General features: G+C 68.3%; 16 protein-coding genes and 1 pseudogene. All 17 read right to left on the bottom strand.

What is annotated here, in order from left to right:
• A complete protein-coding gene (locus KBW98_RS07925; RefSeq protein WP_211519586.1) occupies nucleotides 1-888 on the bottom strand; it encodes a U32 family peptidase in 888 nt (295 codons plus the stop codon).
• Between the two features lie 25 nt (nucleotides 889-913).
• A complete protein-coding gene (locus tag KBW98_RS07920; protein WP_211519585.1) occupies nucleotides 914-1,960 on the bottom strand; it encodes a peptidase U32 family protein in 1,047 nt (348 codons plus the stop codon).
• 96 nt (nucleotides 1,961-2,056) lie between these two features.
• On the bottom strand, nucleotides 2,057-2,461 hold the full coding sequence (locus KBW98_RS07915; protein WP_211519584.1) for a hypothetical protein: 405 nt from the start codon (nucleotides 2,459-2,461) through the stop codon (nucleotides 2,057-2,059).
• A 16-nt stretch (nucleotides 2,462-2,477) separates the two neighbouring features.
• Nucleotides 2,478-3,092, bottom strand: a complete 615-nt coding sequence (locus KBW98_RS07910; protein ID WP_211519583.1) for a YitT family protein — start codon at nucleotides 3,090-3,092, stop codon at nucleotides 2,478-2,480.
• 23 nt (nucleotides 3,093-3,115) lie between these two features.
• Nucleotides 3,116-3,862 (bottom strand): peptidylprolyl isomerase, encoded by a 747-nt coding sequence (locus tag KBW98_RS07905; RefSeq protein WP_211519582.1) that lies wholly within the window; start codon nucleotides 3,860-3,862, stop codon nucleotides 3,116-3,118.
• 18 nt (nucleotides 3,863-3,880) lie between these two features.
• Complete coding sequence (gene narI / locus KBW98_RS07900; RefSeq protein ID WP_211519581.1) at nucleotides 3,881-4,564, bottom strand: respiratory nitrate reductase subunit gamma; 684 nt, start codon at nucleotides 4,562-4,564, stop codon at nucleotides 3,881-3,883.
• A gap of 9 nt (nucleotides 4,565-4,573) precedes the next feature.
• Nucleotides 4,574-5,236: a nitrate reductase molybdenum cofactor assembly chaperone gene (gene narJ, locus KBW98_RS07895; RefSeq protein ID WP_211519580.1), complete on the bottom strand. Its 663-nt coding sequence runs from the start codon at nucleotides 5,234-5,236 to the stop codon at nucleotides 4,574-4,576.
• Between the two features lie 26 nt (nucleotides 5,237-5,262).
• The gene (narH, locus tag KBW98_RS07890; RefSeq protein ID WP_211519579.1) at nucleotides 5,263-6,819 is read right to left on the bottom strand and encodes a nitrate reductase subunit beta; all 1,557 of its coding nucleotides are present in this window, start codon (nucleotides 6,817-6,819) and stop codon (nucleotides 5,263-5,265) included.
• Between the two features lie 19 nt (nucleotides 6,820-6,838).
• On the bottom strand, nucleotides 6,839-10,651 hold the full coding sequence (locus KBW98_RS07885) for a nitrate reductase subunit alpha (protein ID WP_211519578.1): 3,813 nt from the start codon (nucleotides 10,649-10,651) through the stop codon (nucleotides 6,839-6,841).
• 155 nt (nucleotides 10,652-10,806) lie between these two features.
• Entirely contained in the window at nucleotides 10,807-12,183 is a 1,377-nt protein-coding gene (locus KBW98_RS07880) for a NarK family nitrate/nitrite MFS transporter (RefSeq protein WP_211519577.1), read from the bottom strand.
• A 33-nt stretch (nucleotides 12,184-12,216) separates the two neighbouring features.
• Nucleotides 12,217-13,473: a nitrate/nitrite transporter gene (locus KBW98_RS07875; RefSeq protein WP_211519576.1), complete on the bottom strand. Its 1,257-nt coding sequence runs from the start codon at nucleotides 13,471-13,473 to the stop codon at nucleotides 12,217-12,219.
• 163 nt (nucleotides 13,474-13,636) lie between these two features.
• Nucleotides 13,637-14,161 (bottom strand): annotated as a pseudogene (locus KBW98_RS07870) (molybdopterin-binding protein); the annotation flags it as partial.
• 40 nt (nucleotides 14,162-14,201) lie between these two features.
• Nucleotides 14,202-15,047, bottom strand: a complete 846-nt coding sequence (locus KBW98_RS07865) for a hydrolase 1, exosortase A system-associated (RefSeq protein ID WP_211519575.1) — start codon at nucleotides 15,045-15,047, stop codon at nucleotides 14,202-14,204.
• A complete protein-coding gene (locus KBW98_RS07860; protein WP_211519574.1) occupies nucleotides 15,037-15,909 on the bottom strand; it encodes a hydrolase 2, exosortase A system-associated in 873 nt (290 codons plus the stop codon). Before KBW98_RS07860 ends, KBW98_RS07865 begins: the two co-directional genes overlap by 11 nt.
• Nucleotides 15,910-16,167 carry an acyl carrier protein gene (locus KBW98_RS07855; RefSeq protein WP_211519573.1) on the bottom strand — a complete coding sequence of 86 codons (258 nt, stop codon included), beginning with the start codon at nucleotides 16,165-16,167 and terminating at the stop codon, nucleotides 15,910-15,912. It lies immediately after the preceding gene.
• An 11-nt stretch (nucleotides 16,168-16,178) separates the two neighbouring features.
• Complete coding sequence (locus tag KBW98_RS07850) at nucleotides 16,179-17,234, bottom strand: GNAT family N-acetyltransferase (RefSeq protein WP_211519572.1); 1,056 nt, start codon at nucleotides 17,232-17,234, stop codon at nucleotides 16,179-16,181.
• Nucleotides 17,231-18,427 carry a DegT/DnrJ/EryC1/StrS family aminotransferase gene (locus tag KBW98_RS07845; RefSeq protein ID WP_211519571.1) on the bottom strand — a complete coding sequence of 399 codons (1,197 nt, stop codon included), beginning with the start codon at nucleotides 18,425-18,427 and terminating at the stop codon, nucleotides 17,231-17,233. The genes KBW98_RS07850 and KBW98_RS07845 overlap by 4 nt, the downstream gene beginning before the upstream one ends.
• Nucleotides 18,428-18,436 lie beyond the last annotated feature (9 nt).

The raw sequence follows: 18,436 nt of genomic DNA, 5'->3' as shown, positions 1-18,436 counted from the left end.
TCAGGCGGGGTGTTGTTCCAGTCCGGGCCGCCCGTGCCAGAAGCCGTCGCAGGCGGCGGCCGGCATCAGCGGCGCCATGCTGGCCGCGGCGTCGGCCGGGGCCAGCGCGCCGTCCACGGCGGCGCGCATCAGGGCCACGATCTCGCCCATGCGGGCGGACTGGGGACTGAGGCGCAGCACGTCGACACCGGCCGCGCGCATGGCCGGGATCTCGGCGGCCAGGTTATAGACCAGGGCCGACTGGGTCTGGATGCCGTTCAGCACCAGGAAGGGCTGCTTCTCCCGGGTTTCCATCAGGAGGCCATCGGGGTGGTCGATGCAGCTGAAGCGGCAGTCGTCCTTGGGCAGGTTGCGGTGGCGCGCGGTGAAGCAGCGCGCGGAGAAGGCGAGCGGCAGGCGGCCGTAGGCGAAGACCTCGGTCTCCAGGCCGGCAGGGCGCCGGGCCAGCACCTGCTCCAGGCAGGCGCGCGACATTTCCAGCGGCATGACCCAGCGCACTGCCCCTTCGCGTGCGACGATCGCCAGGGATGGTGCGTTGTACAGGTTCAGGTGGGGGCCGGCGACGAAGGGGCGCCCGGCCATGCACTGCAGCGCGCCCATGTCGTTGGCCTCGACCAGGTGGCGGCCGTTGGACGCGATGCGGCGCAGGGTGCCCAGGTCGGAGCCGGATTCGATCAGCACCTGGGTCGAGAGTACGACCTGCTTGCCGGCCTGCTCGAGGCGGTCGGCCAGCGCCAGCCAGTCGGGCAGGCGCAGTTCGTGGCGGCGCGAGCACACGGCTTCGCCGAGGTAGACGATGTCGACGGGAGCCGCGGCCATCTCCTCGTAGAAGGCGAAGACGGTGTCGCGCGGCCAGTAGTACTGGATCGGGGCGAGGGCGAGTTTCAAGTCGGTTGCTCCAGTCGGTTCATGTTCACTTCCAGGGGCGGTGATAGGCGCCGAGCGTGTGCTGCTGGCCCTCGGCCACCTTGTCCAGCTCGTTCATCCAGGCCGGCTTGACCGAGTAGCGCTGGTGTTCCGACAGGCAGCAGTCGATCGCCTCGCGCCACACGCGCGTGACCTGGGCCACGTAGGCCGGGCTGCGCTGGCGGCCTTCGATCTTGACGGCGCGGGCGCCCAGGGCGACCAGCTTGGGCAGGATCTCGAGGGTGTTCAGGCTGGTCGGCTCCTCGACCGCGTAATAGGTTTCGTCGCCTACGTCGAAGCGGCCTTTGCACAGAGTCGGATAACCGGCATGCTCGCCGTCGGCGTAGCGGTCGATCAGCACTTCGTTCAGGCGCGCTTCCAACCCTTTTGGCGTGGGCTGCCAGCGCACCGCCTTGGCGGGCGAGCACACGCCGTGGGTGTTGGGCGACTCGCCGGTGGCGTAGGAGGACAGCTGGCAGCGTCCTTCGACCATCACGCACAGGCTGCCGAAGCCGAACACCTCGATCTCGACCGGGGTGTTGCCGATCACCTGCTCGACCTGGGCCAGCGACAGGACGCGCGGCAGCACGGCGCGGGCGATGCCGAAGTGGCGGTGGTAGAAATTGATCGCCTCGGCATTGGTGGCCGAGCCCTGGACCGACAAATGCAGGCGCAGCTTCGGATAGGTGCGCGTGGCATATTCCATCAGTCCGGGATCGGCGAGGATTACGGCGTCGATGCCGAGGTCGGCGGCGTGGTCGACCGCGCCGCGCCATGTTTCCAGGGCGCCCGGCTGGGCATAGGTGTTCAGGGCCAGGAAGACCTGGCGGCCGCGCCGGTGGGCGTAGTCGATGCCGTCGGCGATGGCGCGTTCGCTGAAGTTCAGGCCGGCGAAGTTGCGCGCATTGGTGGCGTCGCGAAAGCCGAGGTAGACGCAGTCGGCGCCGTTGTCGACCGCGGCCTTCAGGGCAGGCAGGCTGCCGGCGGGGCAGACCAGGTCGAAGGCCGGCCTGGCCGCCGGGGCGGTGGTGGTATCGGTAAGGATGGAAGGCATGGATCTCCGTCTAAAAGGGGGAGCGGCATTCACCCTGGCCGGAGCATGGCCCCGGCGCCCGGGGAAGCGCCATGAACTGGTTCAAGAAGGGCGCGGCTAGTGGAATTGCACGGTCAGGCCATCGGGGTCGAAGGCCAGGAAGCGCTCGATGGCGCCGCGGTGGACCGCGTCGACCATCATGCGCAGCGCGCGCTCCACGTCGTTTTGCTCCGGGGTCTTGTCGTCGCGACCGGGCAGCGCGGCCACGAATACCATGTCCCAGGCTTGGCCGGTATGGCGCGATTCCGCCGCCAGCGCGGCGAAGCCGCCCAGGTCGGCAGGCGCCTTGTCGACGCACATGACCGGCGCCAGGGCGCCGCCGCGCCCGGCCTCGAAACGCTTCTTCTGGCCGGGAGAATGGGTCTGCGGAAGCTCGGCCACGGCGAACACGAACAGCAGCCGCTGCGGCTCGTCCTGCGAGCGGGCTGCGGCGAGGAAATCGGAAAAATCTGCGATCTGCATGGTGGGAAATGGCGCGTCAGCGCGCCAGATAGCGCCCCGGGCGGTGGTTGATCGCCAGGGACAGGTTGAGGACCGCGGTGCCGGCCAGCGACAGCAGCCAGGCGCGCAGCGGAATCACGGCCAGCGAGGCCAGCAGGATCAAGGCGTCCAGCGCCAGCTGCACCAGGCCGGCGCGCCAGCCGAAGCGCTCCTGCAGGTAGAGGCACAGGATGTTGAAGCCGCCCAGGCTGGCCTGGTGGCGGAACAGCATCAACAGGCCCACCCCGGCCAGGACCCCGCCCATCACGGCCGCGTACAGCGGATGCACGCGCTCCAGCTCCAGGGCGCGCGGCAGCAGCTCGCTGGCGAAGGAGAACAGCAGTACCGCGCCCAGGGTCTTGAGCGTGAAGCGCCAGCCCAGCTTGCGCAGGGCGAAGGCGTAGAAGGGCAGGCTGAGGGCGAAGAAGATTTTGCCGAAGCCGATGCCGCTCGCGTAATGCAGCAGCAGGCACAGGCCGGCGACGCCGCCGGTGACCAGGCCGGCCTTGCCCATCAGCCCGACGCCCAGCGACACCAGCATGGTGCCGGCCACGAGCGCCTGCAGGTCGTCGAGCACGGAATGCGGCGCCACGGGCGGGACGGGAAGCATCATGCGGGAATGCGCCATGGGACGGCCTACTGCACCAGCGGGGTGGAAGCGCCGTCCAGCGTGACGCCGCCGATCTCGGCGCGACCGACCAGCAGCTGCATGTACTGGTGGATGCCGCGCTGCCAGGCCGCCGTGCTCAGGTAGTCGGCGATCTGGGCGTGCACGGCGGCGAATGGCAGCAGCCTGCCTTCGACGCGACGCAGCACCTGCACGATGTGCAGGCCGAAGCGGGTTTCGACCAGGCGCGAAGCCAGTTCGCCTTCGCCCAGGCGGAACAGCAGCTTGTCGAACTCCGGCACGCACTGGCCGCGCGACAGCTGGCCCAACTGGCCGCCGACCGCGCCCGAGCTGCAGTTCGAGTATTGGCGCGCCAGTTCCTCGAAGCGTCCCGGCTCGGCCTTGAGGGCCTCCAGCACGCCTTCCGCGGTATCGCGCACCAGCTCCAGCGGCACGCTCGGCGTGACCTGGAACAGGATGTGGCGCGCTTCCAGCATCTCGCCGCTGGTGAAGCGCTGCGGATGCTGGCTGTAGAAGCGCGCGCAGGCGGCTTCGTCGGCCGGCGGCACCCGCACCTCGCGCTCGAACAGCGCCTCGATGAGGGCATCCTCATCCCGCCCGTCCAGGCCCAGTCGGCGCGCTTCCTGCAGCAGTACGGTGCGCAGCACGACTTCGTGCACCGTTTCCTTGAGCGGATTGGCGCTGCCCTGGTGGTGCGGCAGTTCCTGCGCGATCGCGCTGTCGTCGATGTCGACGCCGTTGACGGACAGTCCCATGATAGTCTCCTTGCTCGATCAACGTGGACGGACCAGCTGGAAGGCGCGGCCCAGGTAGGCGACGGCGCCGAAGCCGCTCCACACGTGCACCAGGCGGGTGAACGGGAAGATCACGAACAGCGACATGCCCATGAAGAGGTGCAGCTTGAACACCAGCGGCGCATCGAGGATGAAGTCGGGGGCGTCGCCGCGGAAGGTCACGATGTGCTGGGCCCACTGCATCAGCTGGACCATGGTGTGGCCGTCGAGGTGGTCGGCCGAGACCACGATGGAGTACAGGCCGAGCAGCAGGGTGGCCAGGATCCACAGCAGCACGATCTTGTCCTTGAAGCTGGTGACCTTGCGCAGGCGGTCGCTGGCGAAGCGGCGCGCCAGCAGCAGCAGGATGCCGATCAGGCACAGCGTGCCCATGACGCCGCCCGCGACCATCGCGAACAGCTGCTTGGCGCCGTGCGGCACGCCCAGCGTGTCCCAGACCCAAACCGGGGTCAGCAGGCCGGCGGCGTGGCCGAAGAACAGGCCGATCACGCCGATGTGGAACAGGGTGCTGCCCAGGCGCAGGCTGCCGCGGTGCAGCACCTGGCTCGATTCCGACTTCCAGGTGTACTGCTCGCGGTCGAAACGGATCAGGCTTCCCAGCAGGAAGATCGCCAGCGCGATGTAGGGATAGATCCCGAAGGTGAAGTGGTGCAGGTAGTTCATGGTGGTCTCCTAGTGCTGGGCGGCGGCCGCGCGGTGCGTGCCTTTCGGGTAGAAGTTGATCGGCTGCAGGCCCCCGGCCTGGGGCTTGAGCAGCGGTTCGACGCCGTCCACGCCCGGGCCGAAGGTTTCCAGGGCCTCGTCCATGTCCTTGACCGGCGGCTCGCTGAGCGCCTCGGCCGCGACCGGGCTGAGTCCTTCCAGCACCTCGAACACGCAGGCGTAGACGCTGCCGTTGGCGGACAGCTTGCGGCCGATGTGGGCCAGAACGTGCACCGCGTCGCCCAGCAGGCGCCCGGCGGCGTCCTCGGTCGGCAGCTGGGACAGGAATTCCAGGAACAGCGGCACGTAGTCGGGCAGTTCGTCCTCGGTCATGGCCAGGCCGTGCTTCTTGTATTCCTCCATCAGGTCGACCATGGCCTGGCCGCGGTCGCGCGATTCGCCGTGGATATGCTCGAACAGGTGCAGCGAGTGCGAGGGCGTACGGTCGAAGGTCTGGACGTAGACCTGCTGCAGGGTGATCAGGTCTGCGCGCGCCAGGTGCTCGAACACCGGGCGCAGCACGGCCAGCATGCGCGGGTTGTGTTCGAGGCCGGCCTCCAGCTCGGGCAGCGCGGCCACCAGTTCAGGCTCGGGATAGAGCAGCAGGGCCGACAGGATTTGAAAGTGTTGCATAGTGGTTCCTTGGACGGTGGCCGGGCTTACGCCTGCTCGGCTTCTTTTTTCTTGCGCGACTTGGGCATGGAGACGAACGTCACCGAACCCTGCTTCCTCTTGCCGAACAGGGAGGCGTCGCTGACGCCGTCCGAGCAGCCGTTGCCGAACGAGAAACCGCAGGAGCCCTTCTCGTTGAAGCTGTCCTCGGCCATCTCCTTGTGGCTGCTCGGGATCACGAAGCGGTCTTCGTAGTTGGCGATGGCCATGATGTGGTACATGTCCTCGACCACCGCCTGGCTCAGGCCCACCTGTTCCAGCACCTTCAGGTCGCCGGCGCCGTCCACCGACTTGGCGCGCATGTAGGCGCGCATCGCCAGCATGCGGTCGAGCGCATGGACCACCGGCGCCTCCTTGCCCGCCGTAAGCAGGTTGGCCAGGTAGCGCACCGGGATGCGCAGGCTGCGGGTGTCCGGCAGGATGCCGTTCATGCCCATCTTGCCGCTTTCCGCGGCGGCCTGGATCGGCGACAGCGGCGGGATGTACCAGACCATCGGCAAGGTGCGGTATTCCGGGTGCAGCGGGAAGGCGATCTTCCACTCGACCGCCATCTTGTACACCGGCGAGCGCCTGGCCGATTCCAGCCAGGCGTCGGGAATGCCCTGGCGCCGCGCCTCCTCGATCACCTTCGGATCGTGCGGGTCGAGGAACAGGCCAAGCTGGGCCTCGTACAGGTCCTGCTCGTCGGCCACCGAGGCCGCGGCCTCGATCTTGTCCGCGTCGTAGAGCAGCACGCCCAGGTAGCGGATGCGGCCCACGCAGGTTTCGGAACACACGGTCGGCTGGCCGGCCTCGATGCGCGGGTAGCAGAAGGTGCACTTCTCGGCCTTCCCCGAGGACCAGTTGTAGTAGATCTTCTTGTAGGGGCAACCAGAGATGCACATGCGCCAGCCGCGGCACTTGTCCTGGTCGATCAGCACGATGCCGTCGTCCTCGCGCTTGTATACCGAGCCGGACGGGCAAGACGCCACGCAGGCCGGGTTCAGGCAATGCTCGCACAGGCGCGGCAGGTACATCATGAAGGTGTTCTCGAAGGTCGAGTACATCTCCTTCTGCACGTTGTCGAACAGCTTGTCCTTGCTGCGCTTGGCGAATTCGCCGCCCAGGTCGTCCTCCCAGTTCGGGCCCCACTCGATCTTGTCCATCTTCTTGCCGGTCAAGACCGAGATCGGGCGCGCGGTCGGCGGCGTCTCCGACAGCGGCGCGTTCTGCAGGCGCTCGTAGTCGTAGGTGAAGGGCTCGTAGTACTCGTCGATCGCCGGCAGGTTGGGATTGGCGAAGATGTTCGCCAGGATCTTCAGGCGCGAACCCTGGCGCGGCTCGATCTTGCCCGAGGGGAGGCGTTTCCAGCCGCCGTTCCACTTGTCCTGGTTTTCCCATTCCTTCGGATAGCCGATGCCCGGTTTGGTCTCGACGTTGTTGAACCACGCGTACTCGACGCCGTCGCGGCTGGTCCAGACGTTCTTGCAGGTCACCGAACAGGTGTGGCAACCGATGCACTTGTCCAGGTTTAACACCATGCCGATTTGTGCTCTGATCTTCATATTGACTCCTGATTGATTCTCATGCGCCCTTGGGCGACGGCGCGAGGGCGATGGCGGGTTCGGTCTCGGCCGCCCTGGCCGGCTTCCTGGCCGCGTTCACCGCGCGCAGCGGACCCTGGCCGGTCTTCACATCGCCGTTCGGGCGCGATTCGTCGCGCGCGCCTTCCATCCAGTCGATGTCGCGCATCTTTCGCACCAGGACGAATTCGTCGCGGTTCGAGCCCACCGTGCCGTAGTAGTTGAAGCCGTAGGACAGCTGGGCGTAGCCGCCGATCATGTGGGTCGGCTTGGTCACGGCGCGGGTGACCGAGTTGTGGATGCCGCCGCGCTTCTTCGAGGTCTCGGCGCCCGGCACGTTGACGATCTTTTCCTGGGCGTGGTACATCAGGGTCATCCCTTCCGGCACGCGCTGGCTGACCACGGCGCGCGCGGTCAGGGTGCCGTTCACGTTGAACACCTCGATCCAGTCGTTGTCCTCGATCCCGGCCGCTTTGGCGTCGATCTCTGACAGCCACACGTGGGGGCCGCCGCGCGACAGGGTCAGCATGCGCAGGTTGTCCGAGTAGGTCGAGTGGATGCCCCATTTCTGGTGCGGAGTGATCCAGTTCAGCGCGATCTCCTTGTTGCCGTTCGGGCGGGCATTCAGCATCGCCTCCGTGGTCTTGGTGTTGATCGCGGCCTTGTACACGCACAGCCCCTCGCCGAAGTCGCGCATCCAGGCATGGTCCTGGTAGAACTGCTGGCGGCCGGTGAGGGTGCGCCATGGGATCAGTTCGTGCACATTGGTGTAGCAGGCGTTGTAGCTGACTTCCTCGCTCTCCAGGCCCGACCAGGTGGGCGAGGAGATGATCTTGCGCGGCTGGGCCTGGACGTCGCGGAAGCGCACGCTGTCGTGCTCGCGCGGGATCGCCAGGTGGGTGTGGTCGCGGCCCGTGATCTTGGACAGCGCGTCCCAGGCCTTGACCGCCACGTGGCCGTTGGTCTCGGGCGCCAGCGACAGGATCATCTCGGCGGCATCGATCGCCGTATCGAGGCGCGGCTGGCCCTTGGATACGCCTTCCTCGAGCACCGTGCGGTTGATGCCGCGCAGGATCTCGACCTCGTGTTCGGTCTTCCAGCCGATGCCCTTGCCGCCGTTGCCCGCTTTCTCGAGCAGCGGGCCGACCGAGGTGTACTTCTTGTAGACGTCGGCGAAGTTGCGCTCGACCACCGTCATGGCCGGCATGGTCTTGCCCGGGATCGGCTCGCACTCGCCGGCGCGCCAGTCCTTGGGATCGAAGGGTTGGCCCAGTTCGCCCGGGGTGTCGTGCATCAGCGGGGTCAGCACCAGGTCCTTGCCGGTGCCCAGGTAGGCGCCGCCGATCTCCGAGAACTTGGCGGCGATGCCCTTGTAGATCTCCCAGTCCGACTTCGACTGCCACAGCGGCTGCACGGCTTCCGACAGCGGGTGGATGAAAGGGTGCATGTCCGAGGTGTTGAGGTCGTCCTTCTCGTACCAGGTGGCGGTCGGCAGCACAATGTCGCCGTACAGGCAGGTGGTGGACATGCGGAAGTCCAGCACCACCAGCAGGTCGAGCTTGCCCTCGGCGGCCGGACGCACCTTGATGTCGCGCGGCTTGATGCACTCGTCCTCGTCGCTCATCAGGGCGTTCTGGGTGCCCAGCAGGTACTTCAGGAAGTATTCGTGGCCCTTGCCCGAGCTGCCCAGGATGTTGGAGCGCCACACGAACATATTGCGCGGGAAGTTGGCGGGGTTGTCCGGGTCGTCGCAGGAGAAGTTCAGCTTGCCTGTCTTGATCTGCTCGACCGCGTACTTGACCGGATCCTGGCCGGCGGCTTCGGCCGCCCGCACCACCTCGAGCGGATTGGTCTCGAGCTGAGGCGCGGACGGCAGCCAGCCCATGCGCTCGGCCTTGGCGTTGAAGTCGATCAGGGACATCTCGCCCAGTTCGCCGTCGGCGGTGGGGCAGAGGATCTCGTCGGTGTGCAGCTTCTCGTGGCGCCACTGGCTGGTGTGGGCGTAGAAGAAGGAGGTCGAGTTCATCTGGCGCGATGGACGGTTCCAGTCGAGCGCGAAGGCGAGCGGGGTCCAGCCGGTCTGGGGACGCAGCTTTTCCTGGCCAACGTAGTGGGCCCAGCCGCCGCCGCTCTGGCCGATGCAGCCGCACATCATCAGCATGTTGATGATGCCGCGGTAGGTCATGTCCATGTGGTACCAGTGGTTCAGCGCGGCGCCGACGATGACCATCGACTTGCCCCTGGTGCGGTCGGCGTTGTCGGCGAACTCGCGCGCCACGGTGATCACGTCGGCGGCCTTGACGCCGGTGTGCTTGACCTGCCAGGCCGGGGTATACGGGACGTCGTCCTCGTAGCTCTTCGCCGCGTTCGGGCAGATGCCGCGGTCGACGCCGTAGTTGGCCATCGAGAGGTCGAACACGGTGGTGACCAGGGCTTCGCTGCCGTCGGCCAGGGAGATTCTCTTCACCGGCACGTTGCGCAGCAGGAGGTCGTCGGCGTCCTTGCCGCCGAAGTACGGGAAGCCGACCGGGACCACGCCGTCATTGGCCTCGATCAGGGACAACTGCGGGTCGATGGCGGCGCCGCTCGTGCCTTCCTTCTGTTCCAGGTTCCACTTGCCGGATTCTCCCCAACGGAAGCCGATCGAGCCGCTCGGCGCGACGATGCGGCCGCTGGCCTGGTCGAGCACCAGGGTCTTCCACTCCGGGTTGTTGGTTTCGTCCAGGCTGTTCGCCAGGTGGGAGGCGCGCAGGAAGTAGTCGGGCACCAGGGTGCCGTCGCGTTCCTTGAGCAGGACCAGCATGGGGAAGTCGGTGTACTGCTTGGCGTAGGCGTTGAAGTAGGCCGACTTGCCGGTAGCGTGGTACTCCTTCATGATCACGTGGCCCATGGCCATCGCCAGCGCGGCGTCGGTGCCCTGCTTGGGCGCCAGCCAGATGTCGCCGAACTTGGCCATCTCGCCGAAGTCCGAGGACACGGCGACGGTCTTGGTGCCCTTGTAGCGCACCTCGGTGTAGAAGTGGGCGTCCGGGGTGCGGGTCATCGGCACATTCGAGCCCCACACCATCAGGTAGGTCGAGTTGTACCAGTCCGCCGATTCCGGCACGTCGGTCTGTTCGCCCCAGACCTGCGGGCTGGACGGCGGCAGGTCACAGTACCAGTCGTAGAAACTCATGGCGACGCCGCCGATCAGGCTCAGGTAGCGGGTGCCGGCGGCGTAGCTGACCATCGACATGGCCGGGATCGGCGAGAAGCCGATGATGCGGTCCGGGCCATACTTCTTGATGGTGAAGGCGTTCGCGGCGGCGATGATCTCGTTGACCTCGTCCCAGCTGGCGCGCACGAAGCCGCCCTGGCCGCGCACCGACTTGTAGCTGCGGGCGCGCTCCGGGTCCTGGCTGATGTACTCCCAGGCGCCTACGGGATCGCGGGTGATGCGCGCCTCGCGCCACATCTGCATCAGGCGGCCGCGCACCATCGGGTGCTTGACGCGCTGTGCCGAATACACGTACCAGGAATAGCTGGCGCCGCGCGGACAGCCGCGCGGCTCGTGGTTGGGCAGGTCGGGGCGGGTGCGCGGGTAGTCGGTTTGCTGGGTTTCCCAGGTGATCAGGCCGTTCTTGACGTAGACCTTCCAGCTGCACGAGCCGGTGCAGTTGACGCCGTGGGTCGAACGCACGATCTTGTCGTGCTGCCAGCGCTGGCGGTAAGCGTTTTCCCAGGTACGGTCTTCCTGGACGACGGCGCCGTGGCCGTTCGAAAAGGTTTGCTTGGGGGTGCCGAAGAACTTCAGGCGGTCCAAAAAGTGGCTCATGGTTTCTCCATCGGTGCGCCCGCCAGGGGGCGGGGCGCATTCAGAATTACGGTGCGTGCAGCTGGAGCCAGTGTAGGATCCGGGCTCCCGGTTGAGTATTCGCAGGAAGTCGGTCCCGGTCCCGCATTGGGACTAGGCCGACTAGTCATTTGGAACTAGCAGGGCATCTCGGCGCCCTTGCGCGCATAGCACCACCAGGTGATGGCGATGCAGGTGGTGTAGAAGCCGATGAAACACCACAGGGCCGCGCCCGGGCCGCCGGTGAGGGCGATCGAGGTGCCGTAGCTCTTCGGGATGAAGAAGGCGCCGTAAGCAGCCACCGCCGAGGTAAAGCCCAGCACCGCGGCCGCTTCCTTGTTGGCGTTGGCGACGGCCTGGGCTTGGATCGCGGCCGGCTTGCCGGCGCAGGCGCGCTGGTGCAGGGTCAGGAAGATCACCGGGATCATGCGGAAGGTAGAAGCGTTGCCCACGCCAGTGCAGGCGAACAGGACCATGAACATCCAGAAGAAGCCCCAGAAGCTGCCGGCCGTGCCGGCGGCGGGCAGGAAGTGCAGCACGCCCAGCACCGCGGCGATCATGGCGACGAAGGTCCACAGGGTGACCACGGCGCCACCCAGGCGGTCGGAGATCCAGCCGCCGGCCACGCGCGCCAGGGCGCCGACCAGCGGGCCGAGGAAGGCGTACTGCAGCGGGTTCACGTCCGGGAACAGGGTCTTGGTCAGCAGCGGGAAGGCGGCCGAGTAGCCGATGAAGGAGCCGAAGGTGCCCACATACAGCCAGCACATCAGCCAGTTGTGCTTGCGCTTGAAGATCACGGCCTGCTCGGCGAAGGAGGCCTTGGCCGAGGCCAGGTCGTTCATGCCGAACCAGGCGGCGATCGCGGTCACGGCGATGAACGGAACCCAGATGAAGCCCGCGTTCTGCAGCCACATGTGCTTCGTTTCTTCACCTTTGATCCAGGTCTGCGGATCGCCCCCGAACACCGCGGCGGTGATCACCAGGGGCACCACAAACTGCACCGCAGACACGCCCAGGTTGCCCAGGCCGGCGTTCATGCCCAAGGCGTAGCCCTTCTGCGACTTGGGGAAGAAGAAGCTGATGTTGGCCATCGAGGAGGCGAAGTTGCCGCCGCCGAAGCCGCACAGCAGGGACAGCAACAGCATGGTCGGGTAGCCGGTGGACGGGTCCTGCACCGCGAAGCCGATGCCGGCCGCCGGGATCAGGAGCGAGGCGGTGGAGATGGCGGTCCACTTGCGGCCGCCGAACACCGGCACCATGAAGGAATAGAAGATGCGCAAGGTGGCGCCCGACAGCCCGGGCACGGCGGCCAGCCAGAACAGCTGGTTGGTGCTGTAGGTGAAGCCGATGTTGGGCAGGTTGACCACCACCACGCTCCACACCATCCAGACCGCGAAGGCCAGCATCAGGGCGGGGATCGAGATCCACAGGTTGCGGTTGGCCGTGGACTTGCCCCGGCTTTGCCAGAAAGCGGGAACCTCGGGTTCCCAGGTCGAGATGAGATAGCGGCTCACGTTGTTTCTCCAGTCAGGTTAGGTTGAATCGCATCAGGCCGCGCGCTTGAGCGGCGCGGCGCCGGCGGGGGTAGCGAGGCCTTGCGGCTTGAAGGAGTAGTGCATCCAGATCAGCGAGACGCAGACGGTGCCGTACAGAAGCATGAAAGAGCTGGAACGGATGCCGGTGAAGTCGACGATGGCGCCGAACATGATCGGCAGGATGAAGCCGCCCAGCCCGCCGGCCAGCCCGACCACACCGGACACGGCGCCGATGTTGTCGCTGAAGTCGTCGGCGATGAACTTGAAGACCGAGGCCTTGCCGACCGCCATCGCCACGCCGACCACGAACAGGAGGACGGTGAAGCTGACCGGGCCCAGGCCGAGCGCCAGGTCCATGCCGCCGTCGACGGTCTGCACCCTCATCGTGGTCTGCGGATACGACAGGATGAAGAAGCAAACCCAGCACACCCACATCACCCACCAGGTGACCTTGTAGGCGCCGTACTTGTCCGAGATCCAGCCGCCGAGCGCGCGCAGCACGCCGCCGGGCAGCGAGAAGCAGGCGGCCAGCAGGGCGGCGTGTTTGAGGTCGAAGCCGTATTCGCCGACGTAGTACTTGGTCATCCACAGGGCCAGCGCGACGTAGCCGCCGAAGACCACCGAGTAGTACTGGCAGTAGCGCCACACGCGCGGATCCTTGAGCACCGCCAGCTGCTGGCTGAAGGTGGAGCCGCCGGCGCTGCGGTGCGAGGGGTTGGAGTAGGAGAACAACCAGAACAGCACGGCGGTGCCGAGCATCAGGGCGGCGTAGGACTGGGGCAGGGCTTGCCAGCCCCAGGCCGCGATGATGGCGGGCGCCACGAACTTGGTCAGGGCCGATCCCGAATTGCCGGCGCCGAACACGCCCATGGCGAAGCCGCGGCGCTCCTGCTTGTACCAGCGCGCCACATAGGGCGTGCCGACCGAGAAGGAGCCGCCGGCCAGGCCGACGAACAGGCCGAGCGCCAGGAAATGCCAGTACTGGGTGGCGTAGCCGATCAGCCAGATCGGCAGCACGCAGGCCAGCATCAGGCTGAAGAAGACGATGCGTCCGCCGAAGCGGTCGGTCCAGATCCCGAGAGGCACCCGGGTCAGGGCGCCGGTCAGGACCGGCGTGGCGACCAGCAGGCCGAACTGGGTCTCGTTCAGGCCCAGCTGGGTCTTGATCGGGATGCCCAGCACCGCGAACATCATCCAGATGGCGAAACAGATCGTGAAGGCGAAGGTGCTGCTGGCGAGGACCGAAAACGGCCTCCTGTCGGTTCCCATGTGATTCTCCTTGTCGTAGGTCGCGATACCTGCAAGCCTACGGGGCGCGCCTCAGCCCGGCCATTCGCCGGAGGGTGAAGCGCAGCAAAGGAATCGGCCTAGGCACGGCTCGCCGGATGGGCTAGGCCGGCGCGAACGCCTAGTCACAATGGCTTAGGGAGTGTCAGGCGAGGAGGGAGGCGAAGGACAGGTAGGGGACGGCGTCGCCGCGCGCGATGGACTGGCCGGGCGCGCGCAGCACCAGGCCGTCCGCGCCGACCACGGAGCCGAGGATGGCCGAGCCCTGGTGCGGCAGCAGTTCGAGCGCGCCGGCGGCGTTGACGCGCGCGCGCAGGAATTCCAGGCGCTGGTCGGGACGGTCGACCTGGAAATCGGCGCGCAGCATCAGCGGCGCCGGCCGTACCTCGCGCGCGCCCTGCAGGCGCAGGATGAAGGGGCGCGCGAACACCAGGAAGCCGATGAAGGCGGCCACCGGGTTGCCTGGCAGGCCGAGGAAATGGGCGCTTCCGACGGACCCGAAAGCCAAAGGCTTCCCGGGCTTCATGGCGATCTTCCACAAGGCGATGCTGCCTTCGGCGGCGACCGCCGCGCGCACGTGGTCTTCCTCGCCGACCGAGGCGCCGCCCGATGTCAGGACCAGGTCGTGGCCGGCCGCGGCGTCGCGCAGCGCCGCGCGGGTGGCGTCGAGGCGGGGCCCCCCCCGGGGGGGGGGGGCCCCCCCCCAACCCCTACCAGGCCGCCAGCCACTCGGCCGTCCAGGCCGTCATCTGCTCATGCCATTCGCGGCGCGAGCAGGTGTGGTCGGCCTTGGGCAGGGTGCGGCGCGCGAAGCGCGGCGTCGCCAGCAGGGTGCGCCAGTGCGGCGCCTCGGCCACCACCGAGAATTCCTGGGCCGTCAGGTCGGCCCCGCTCAGCAGCACCAGCACCTTGCCGGGGAAGCGCGACAGCGACGCATGCAGGCGCTCGGGCAGGGCCGCGCCGCACTGCGCGGCCTCCTGGGGAGGACGCAGGGCCGAGCGCGCCACGCCGACGAAGGAGCGGGCGGCGCCCAGCAGGTCGAAGCGGCCGCTGGCGATCTTTTTCCACAATCCCGCGTCGAGCAGGCGGCCGCGGTAGTAATGCTTGAGGGTGGCGCGCGCCGCGCCTTCATCGGTGCGCACCCAGGGGTTGAGCAGCACCAGGCCACGGACCCGCGCGTCGCGCGGCGCGTACAGGGCGCCGGCGGCGGCGCCGTCGCACAGGCCCCACAGCACGATTTCCTCCAGGCCGGGCACTTCCTGCTGGAAGCGGTCGATGGCGGCGCGCACGTCCTCGTCCACGCTGTCGAAGCCGCGCATGGCGCCTTCGCTGTCGCCCATGCCGCGGTAGTCGAAGCGCAGCACCGGGGTGCCGGCGGCGGCCAGCGCCCGCGCCAGCAAGGTGAACTGGCGGTGGCTGCCCGTGCGTACCTGGGGCCCGCCGACCACGACCAGCACGCCGCGCCGGGATACCGATGGCGCCGCGGGCAGGCTCAGGATGCCGAACAGGGCGTCGCCGCCGCAGTCGAAGCCGATCGCGCGTTCCTCATAGCGCATGGGTGCTCTCCAGGTAGAGGGCGGCGGTGGCGTCGAGCAGCAGGGGCGCTTCCTCGATTTCCTGGGCGGTCCAGAATTGCGGGCCGGCGACGGCCTGCTGGCGCAAGTCCGCACCCTGGTCGCGCCACATGCCGGCCACGCGTGCGGCGGCCGGCGGCGCGGCGCGGCCGCTTTCGGCCACCACTTCGAACCAGTCGACCGGGCAGCGCGGCGCGGGCAGCTTGCCGGCATCGACGCCGTCGAGCGCCAGCGCCAGCGCCGGGTGCAGTTCGTAGCCGGCGATTTCCAGGGTCTCGCCGGCGCGCAGGCGCGCACGCAAGGCTTCGCTGCCACCCTTGCCCTTGCCGGCGCTGTCGGCGCCGTCGGCGGGACCGTCCTGCAGCAGCTCGCCGGCCAGGCGCAGGCGCAGGAACTGGGTCAGGCAAGCCGCGCCGCCGAGCGTAGGCTGCCACAGCAGCAGGCGCGCCGGCGGCGCCACGGCCCCGGCGGCGTAGTCGAGCGCCAGCAGGGCGCCCAGGCGCAATCCCCACAACCCCGGTTCGACGCCCAGGCGCGCGCGCAGCCAGTCGAGGCCGGCCCGCACGTCGTCCTTCCAGCCGTCCCAGCGCGCATCGCCGAATTCGCCGCCGCTGTCGCCGCAGCCGTGCAGGTCGAGCTGGAGTACGCCCACGCCCTGAGCCGCCAGCCGGCGCGCCGCCAGCGCGGCCATGCGGCGCGACTTGTTCATTTCTTCGGCGAAGGGATGCAGGTAGAGCAGGGCGGCGCGCGCCGGCCCGGTGGGAGGATGGAACAGGCAGAAACGCGGCCCGCCAGGCCCGCCGGACGTCTTCAGGAAAAACGGCTCGGCCCGCGGCGCTGTCATCTAGGCGGCTTTTTGCTCGACGAAGGCGGCCAGGCTGCCGAGGGTGGCGAAGGTGCTGGCGCTGATGTCGTCGTCGTCGATGGCGATGCCGAAATGCTCTTCCAGCGCGCCGATGAGGGTGACCACCGCCATCGAATCCAGCTCGGGCAGGCTGCCCAGCAGCGGGGACCCGGCGTCCAGCGCCGCGCCGGCGGGACCGAGGTTCAGCACATCGGTCAGGAGGGTTCGTACTTGGTCGAGGGTTTGCTCGGAATTCATGCTTGCTTCCTTCATTGCGTCGCCGGGCCGCTTTCGGCGCGCTTGCCGCGCGCTTCCAGCATCGCATGCAGTCGCCGCAATCCTGGCCAACGGTAATAGTTAATATGGTACATAGTGCGCACCTCGTCCGTCCAGCGCAGGTGCCATTCCATCACGCGGCCGTAGAATTCCAGGCGCTGGAAGCGTCCTTCGTCGAACAGGCGCTGCACGGCTTCCTCGCGCATCAGCAAGGTGGGCGACAGGCTGGACGGGATGCTTTCGTCGTAGCTGGTCTTGAGCACCACGATGCTGTCGCCGTCCTCGACGCACAAGTCCATCGCGGCCAGCCGCTCGCCCACATGATACCGGTAGACGCTGGCGGCGTTGCGGGCGGCCAGGTTTTCCAGCATCGCGCGGTAGTAGCGGCCCTGGGCGTTGCCGGCATGGACGGCGGTGCCTTCCTTGCCTTTCCAGCCCGAGCTCTCCAGGCGGCCGTAATCCTCGACCGCCTGCGCCATGTCGGCGGGCCGGCGCAGGACGTCCAGGCGCGTGGCCACGCCTTCGCGCTCCAGGCGCGCGCGCTGCTTCTTCAGGTTGGCGCGCAGGTTCTTGCCGCGTCCGTTCCAGTAGGCGGCGAAACCGCCGGCCAGGGTCACGCGCGCGGTATCGATGTAGTCGAGGGTGCGCAGGCCGGCGCCGTCCTGGGGACGCGGCATCAGCATCGGGTCCACCTGGGTCAGGCCGAACACCAGCGGAAAGCCGGGCAGGGCGCGCAGCAGGCCGCCCAGCAGCCGTTCGGGGTGTTCGCCCGGGCGCTGCAGCCACAGGCCGAGCGGCGCCTGGGCCGGCTGGAAGGTGGCCCAGGAACCGCGCCCGGCTGGCGCGACGATCGCCATCGCGACCGTTTCGCCGCCGCGGTCGCACCAGGCCAGCAGCTCGGCGCCGCCGGCGAACTGCGCGACCAGGGGCGCGACGAAGTCGGCCGCCAGCAGGCAGGAAGCCGGGCCTTGCGCATGCAAGGCCTGCCAGCGCGCGGCGTGTTCGGCCTGCTCGAGAAAACAGCGCGCGGGGACGAGGTGCCACTTCATGCGCGCAGCGCCCCGCTCACGGTGGCGATCATCCAGTCCAGTTCCTGCGCGCTCAGCTCCTGGTGGCAGGGCAGGGACAGCACGCTGGCCGACAGGCGCGCCGCGTTCGGGCAGACGCTCGCGTCCACGCCCTGCCACAGCGGACGACCGAAGCCGACCACCGGCACCCCGGCGGCGCTCAGGCGCGCGGCCAGTTGCGGCGCGTCGTCGGCCAGCAGCGGATAGACCCAGGGGCAGACCCCGTCCGGCAGGCTGTCGAACATCGGGCGCACGCCGGGCAGGCCGCGCAGCGCCGCGTCCAGGCGCAGCCAGTTGGTGCGTCGCTGCGCCGCGATGCGCCCGGGCGAGGCCAAGCGCAGCATGGCGCGCGCGAACAGCGAAGAGCGCTTGTCGACCCAGCGCGGATCGAAATCGAAGCTGCTGTCCGAGGACGATGGCGCCAGGGCCGGCGCCGGCGCGCCGCCGGGGCGGGCGCGCAGTCGCCAGAGGGCATCCTTCAGGGCCATCGGCAGCCACAGGGCGGCGCGCAGCGCCGGCAGGCGGCCATAGTCGAAGCCGCGCTCGAGCGAATTGAGGGCGATCTTGGCCTCGAAGGCCGGACCGGCCGAGCGCAGGCGCACCGAACGCAGGTCGTGGCGGCGCGATACCAGCACGCCGCCTTCGTAGATCGGGAAGAACTTCATGCTGCTGGCGATCGCATAGTCGCCCCAGGCGCCGAGGGGACGTCCCGCGTGCTCGCCGATGAAGGCATGGGCGCAGTCCTCCAGCAATCCCAGGCCGAGGCGGTCGCACAGGGCGCGCAGCGCGGGCAGGTCCTGGTGGAAGCCGAAATAATGGGTGACCATCAGGACCTTCGCGCCCGCCGCCTTGGCGGCGATGTCGTCCAGGTCGGCCGCGCCATCCGGGCCAAGGCGGTAGAACACGGGCGTGGCGCCGCGCCACAGCACCGGCGGGATCATCGACGGACTGTGCCAGGCCGGCACCAGCACCGTGTCGCCGGGACCGGCCGCCATCTCGCGCAGCGCCAGCGCGATCGCCACCCGGCCGCTGGTGACGAAGCGCGCGCTGCCGGCGTCGAGCACCGAGGGCAGACGCGCATCGTCCGCCCTGGCGCCGCCGCGGCGGAAGGAGGAAGCCGAGAGGATCGGTGCGATGGGAACCCGGGGGCGCATGGGAAGGAGGGCGGACGGCATGGAACGAGT

Origin of the sequence: Massilia sp. ST3 (genome assembly GCF_018119405.1) — a bacterium.
In the GTDB taxonomy this organism is placed as follows: domain Bacteria; phylum Pseudomonadota; class Gammaproteobacteria; order Burkholderiales; family Burkholderiaceae_D; genus Telluria.
Note: the sequence above shows the minus strand (reverse complement) of the source record. Positions and strands in the feature narration are given on the sequence as shown.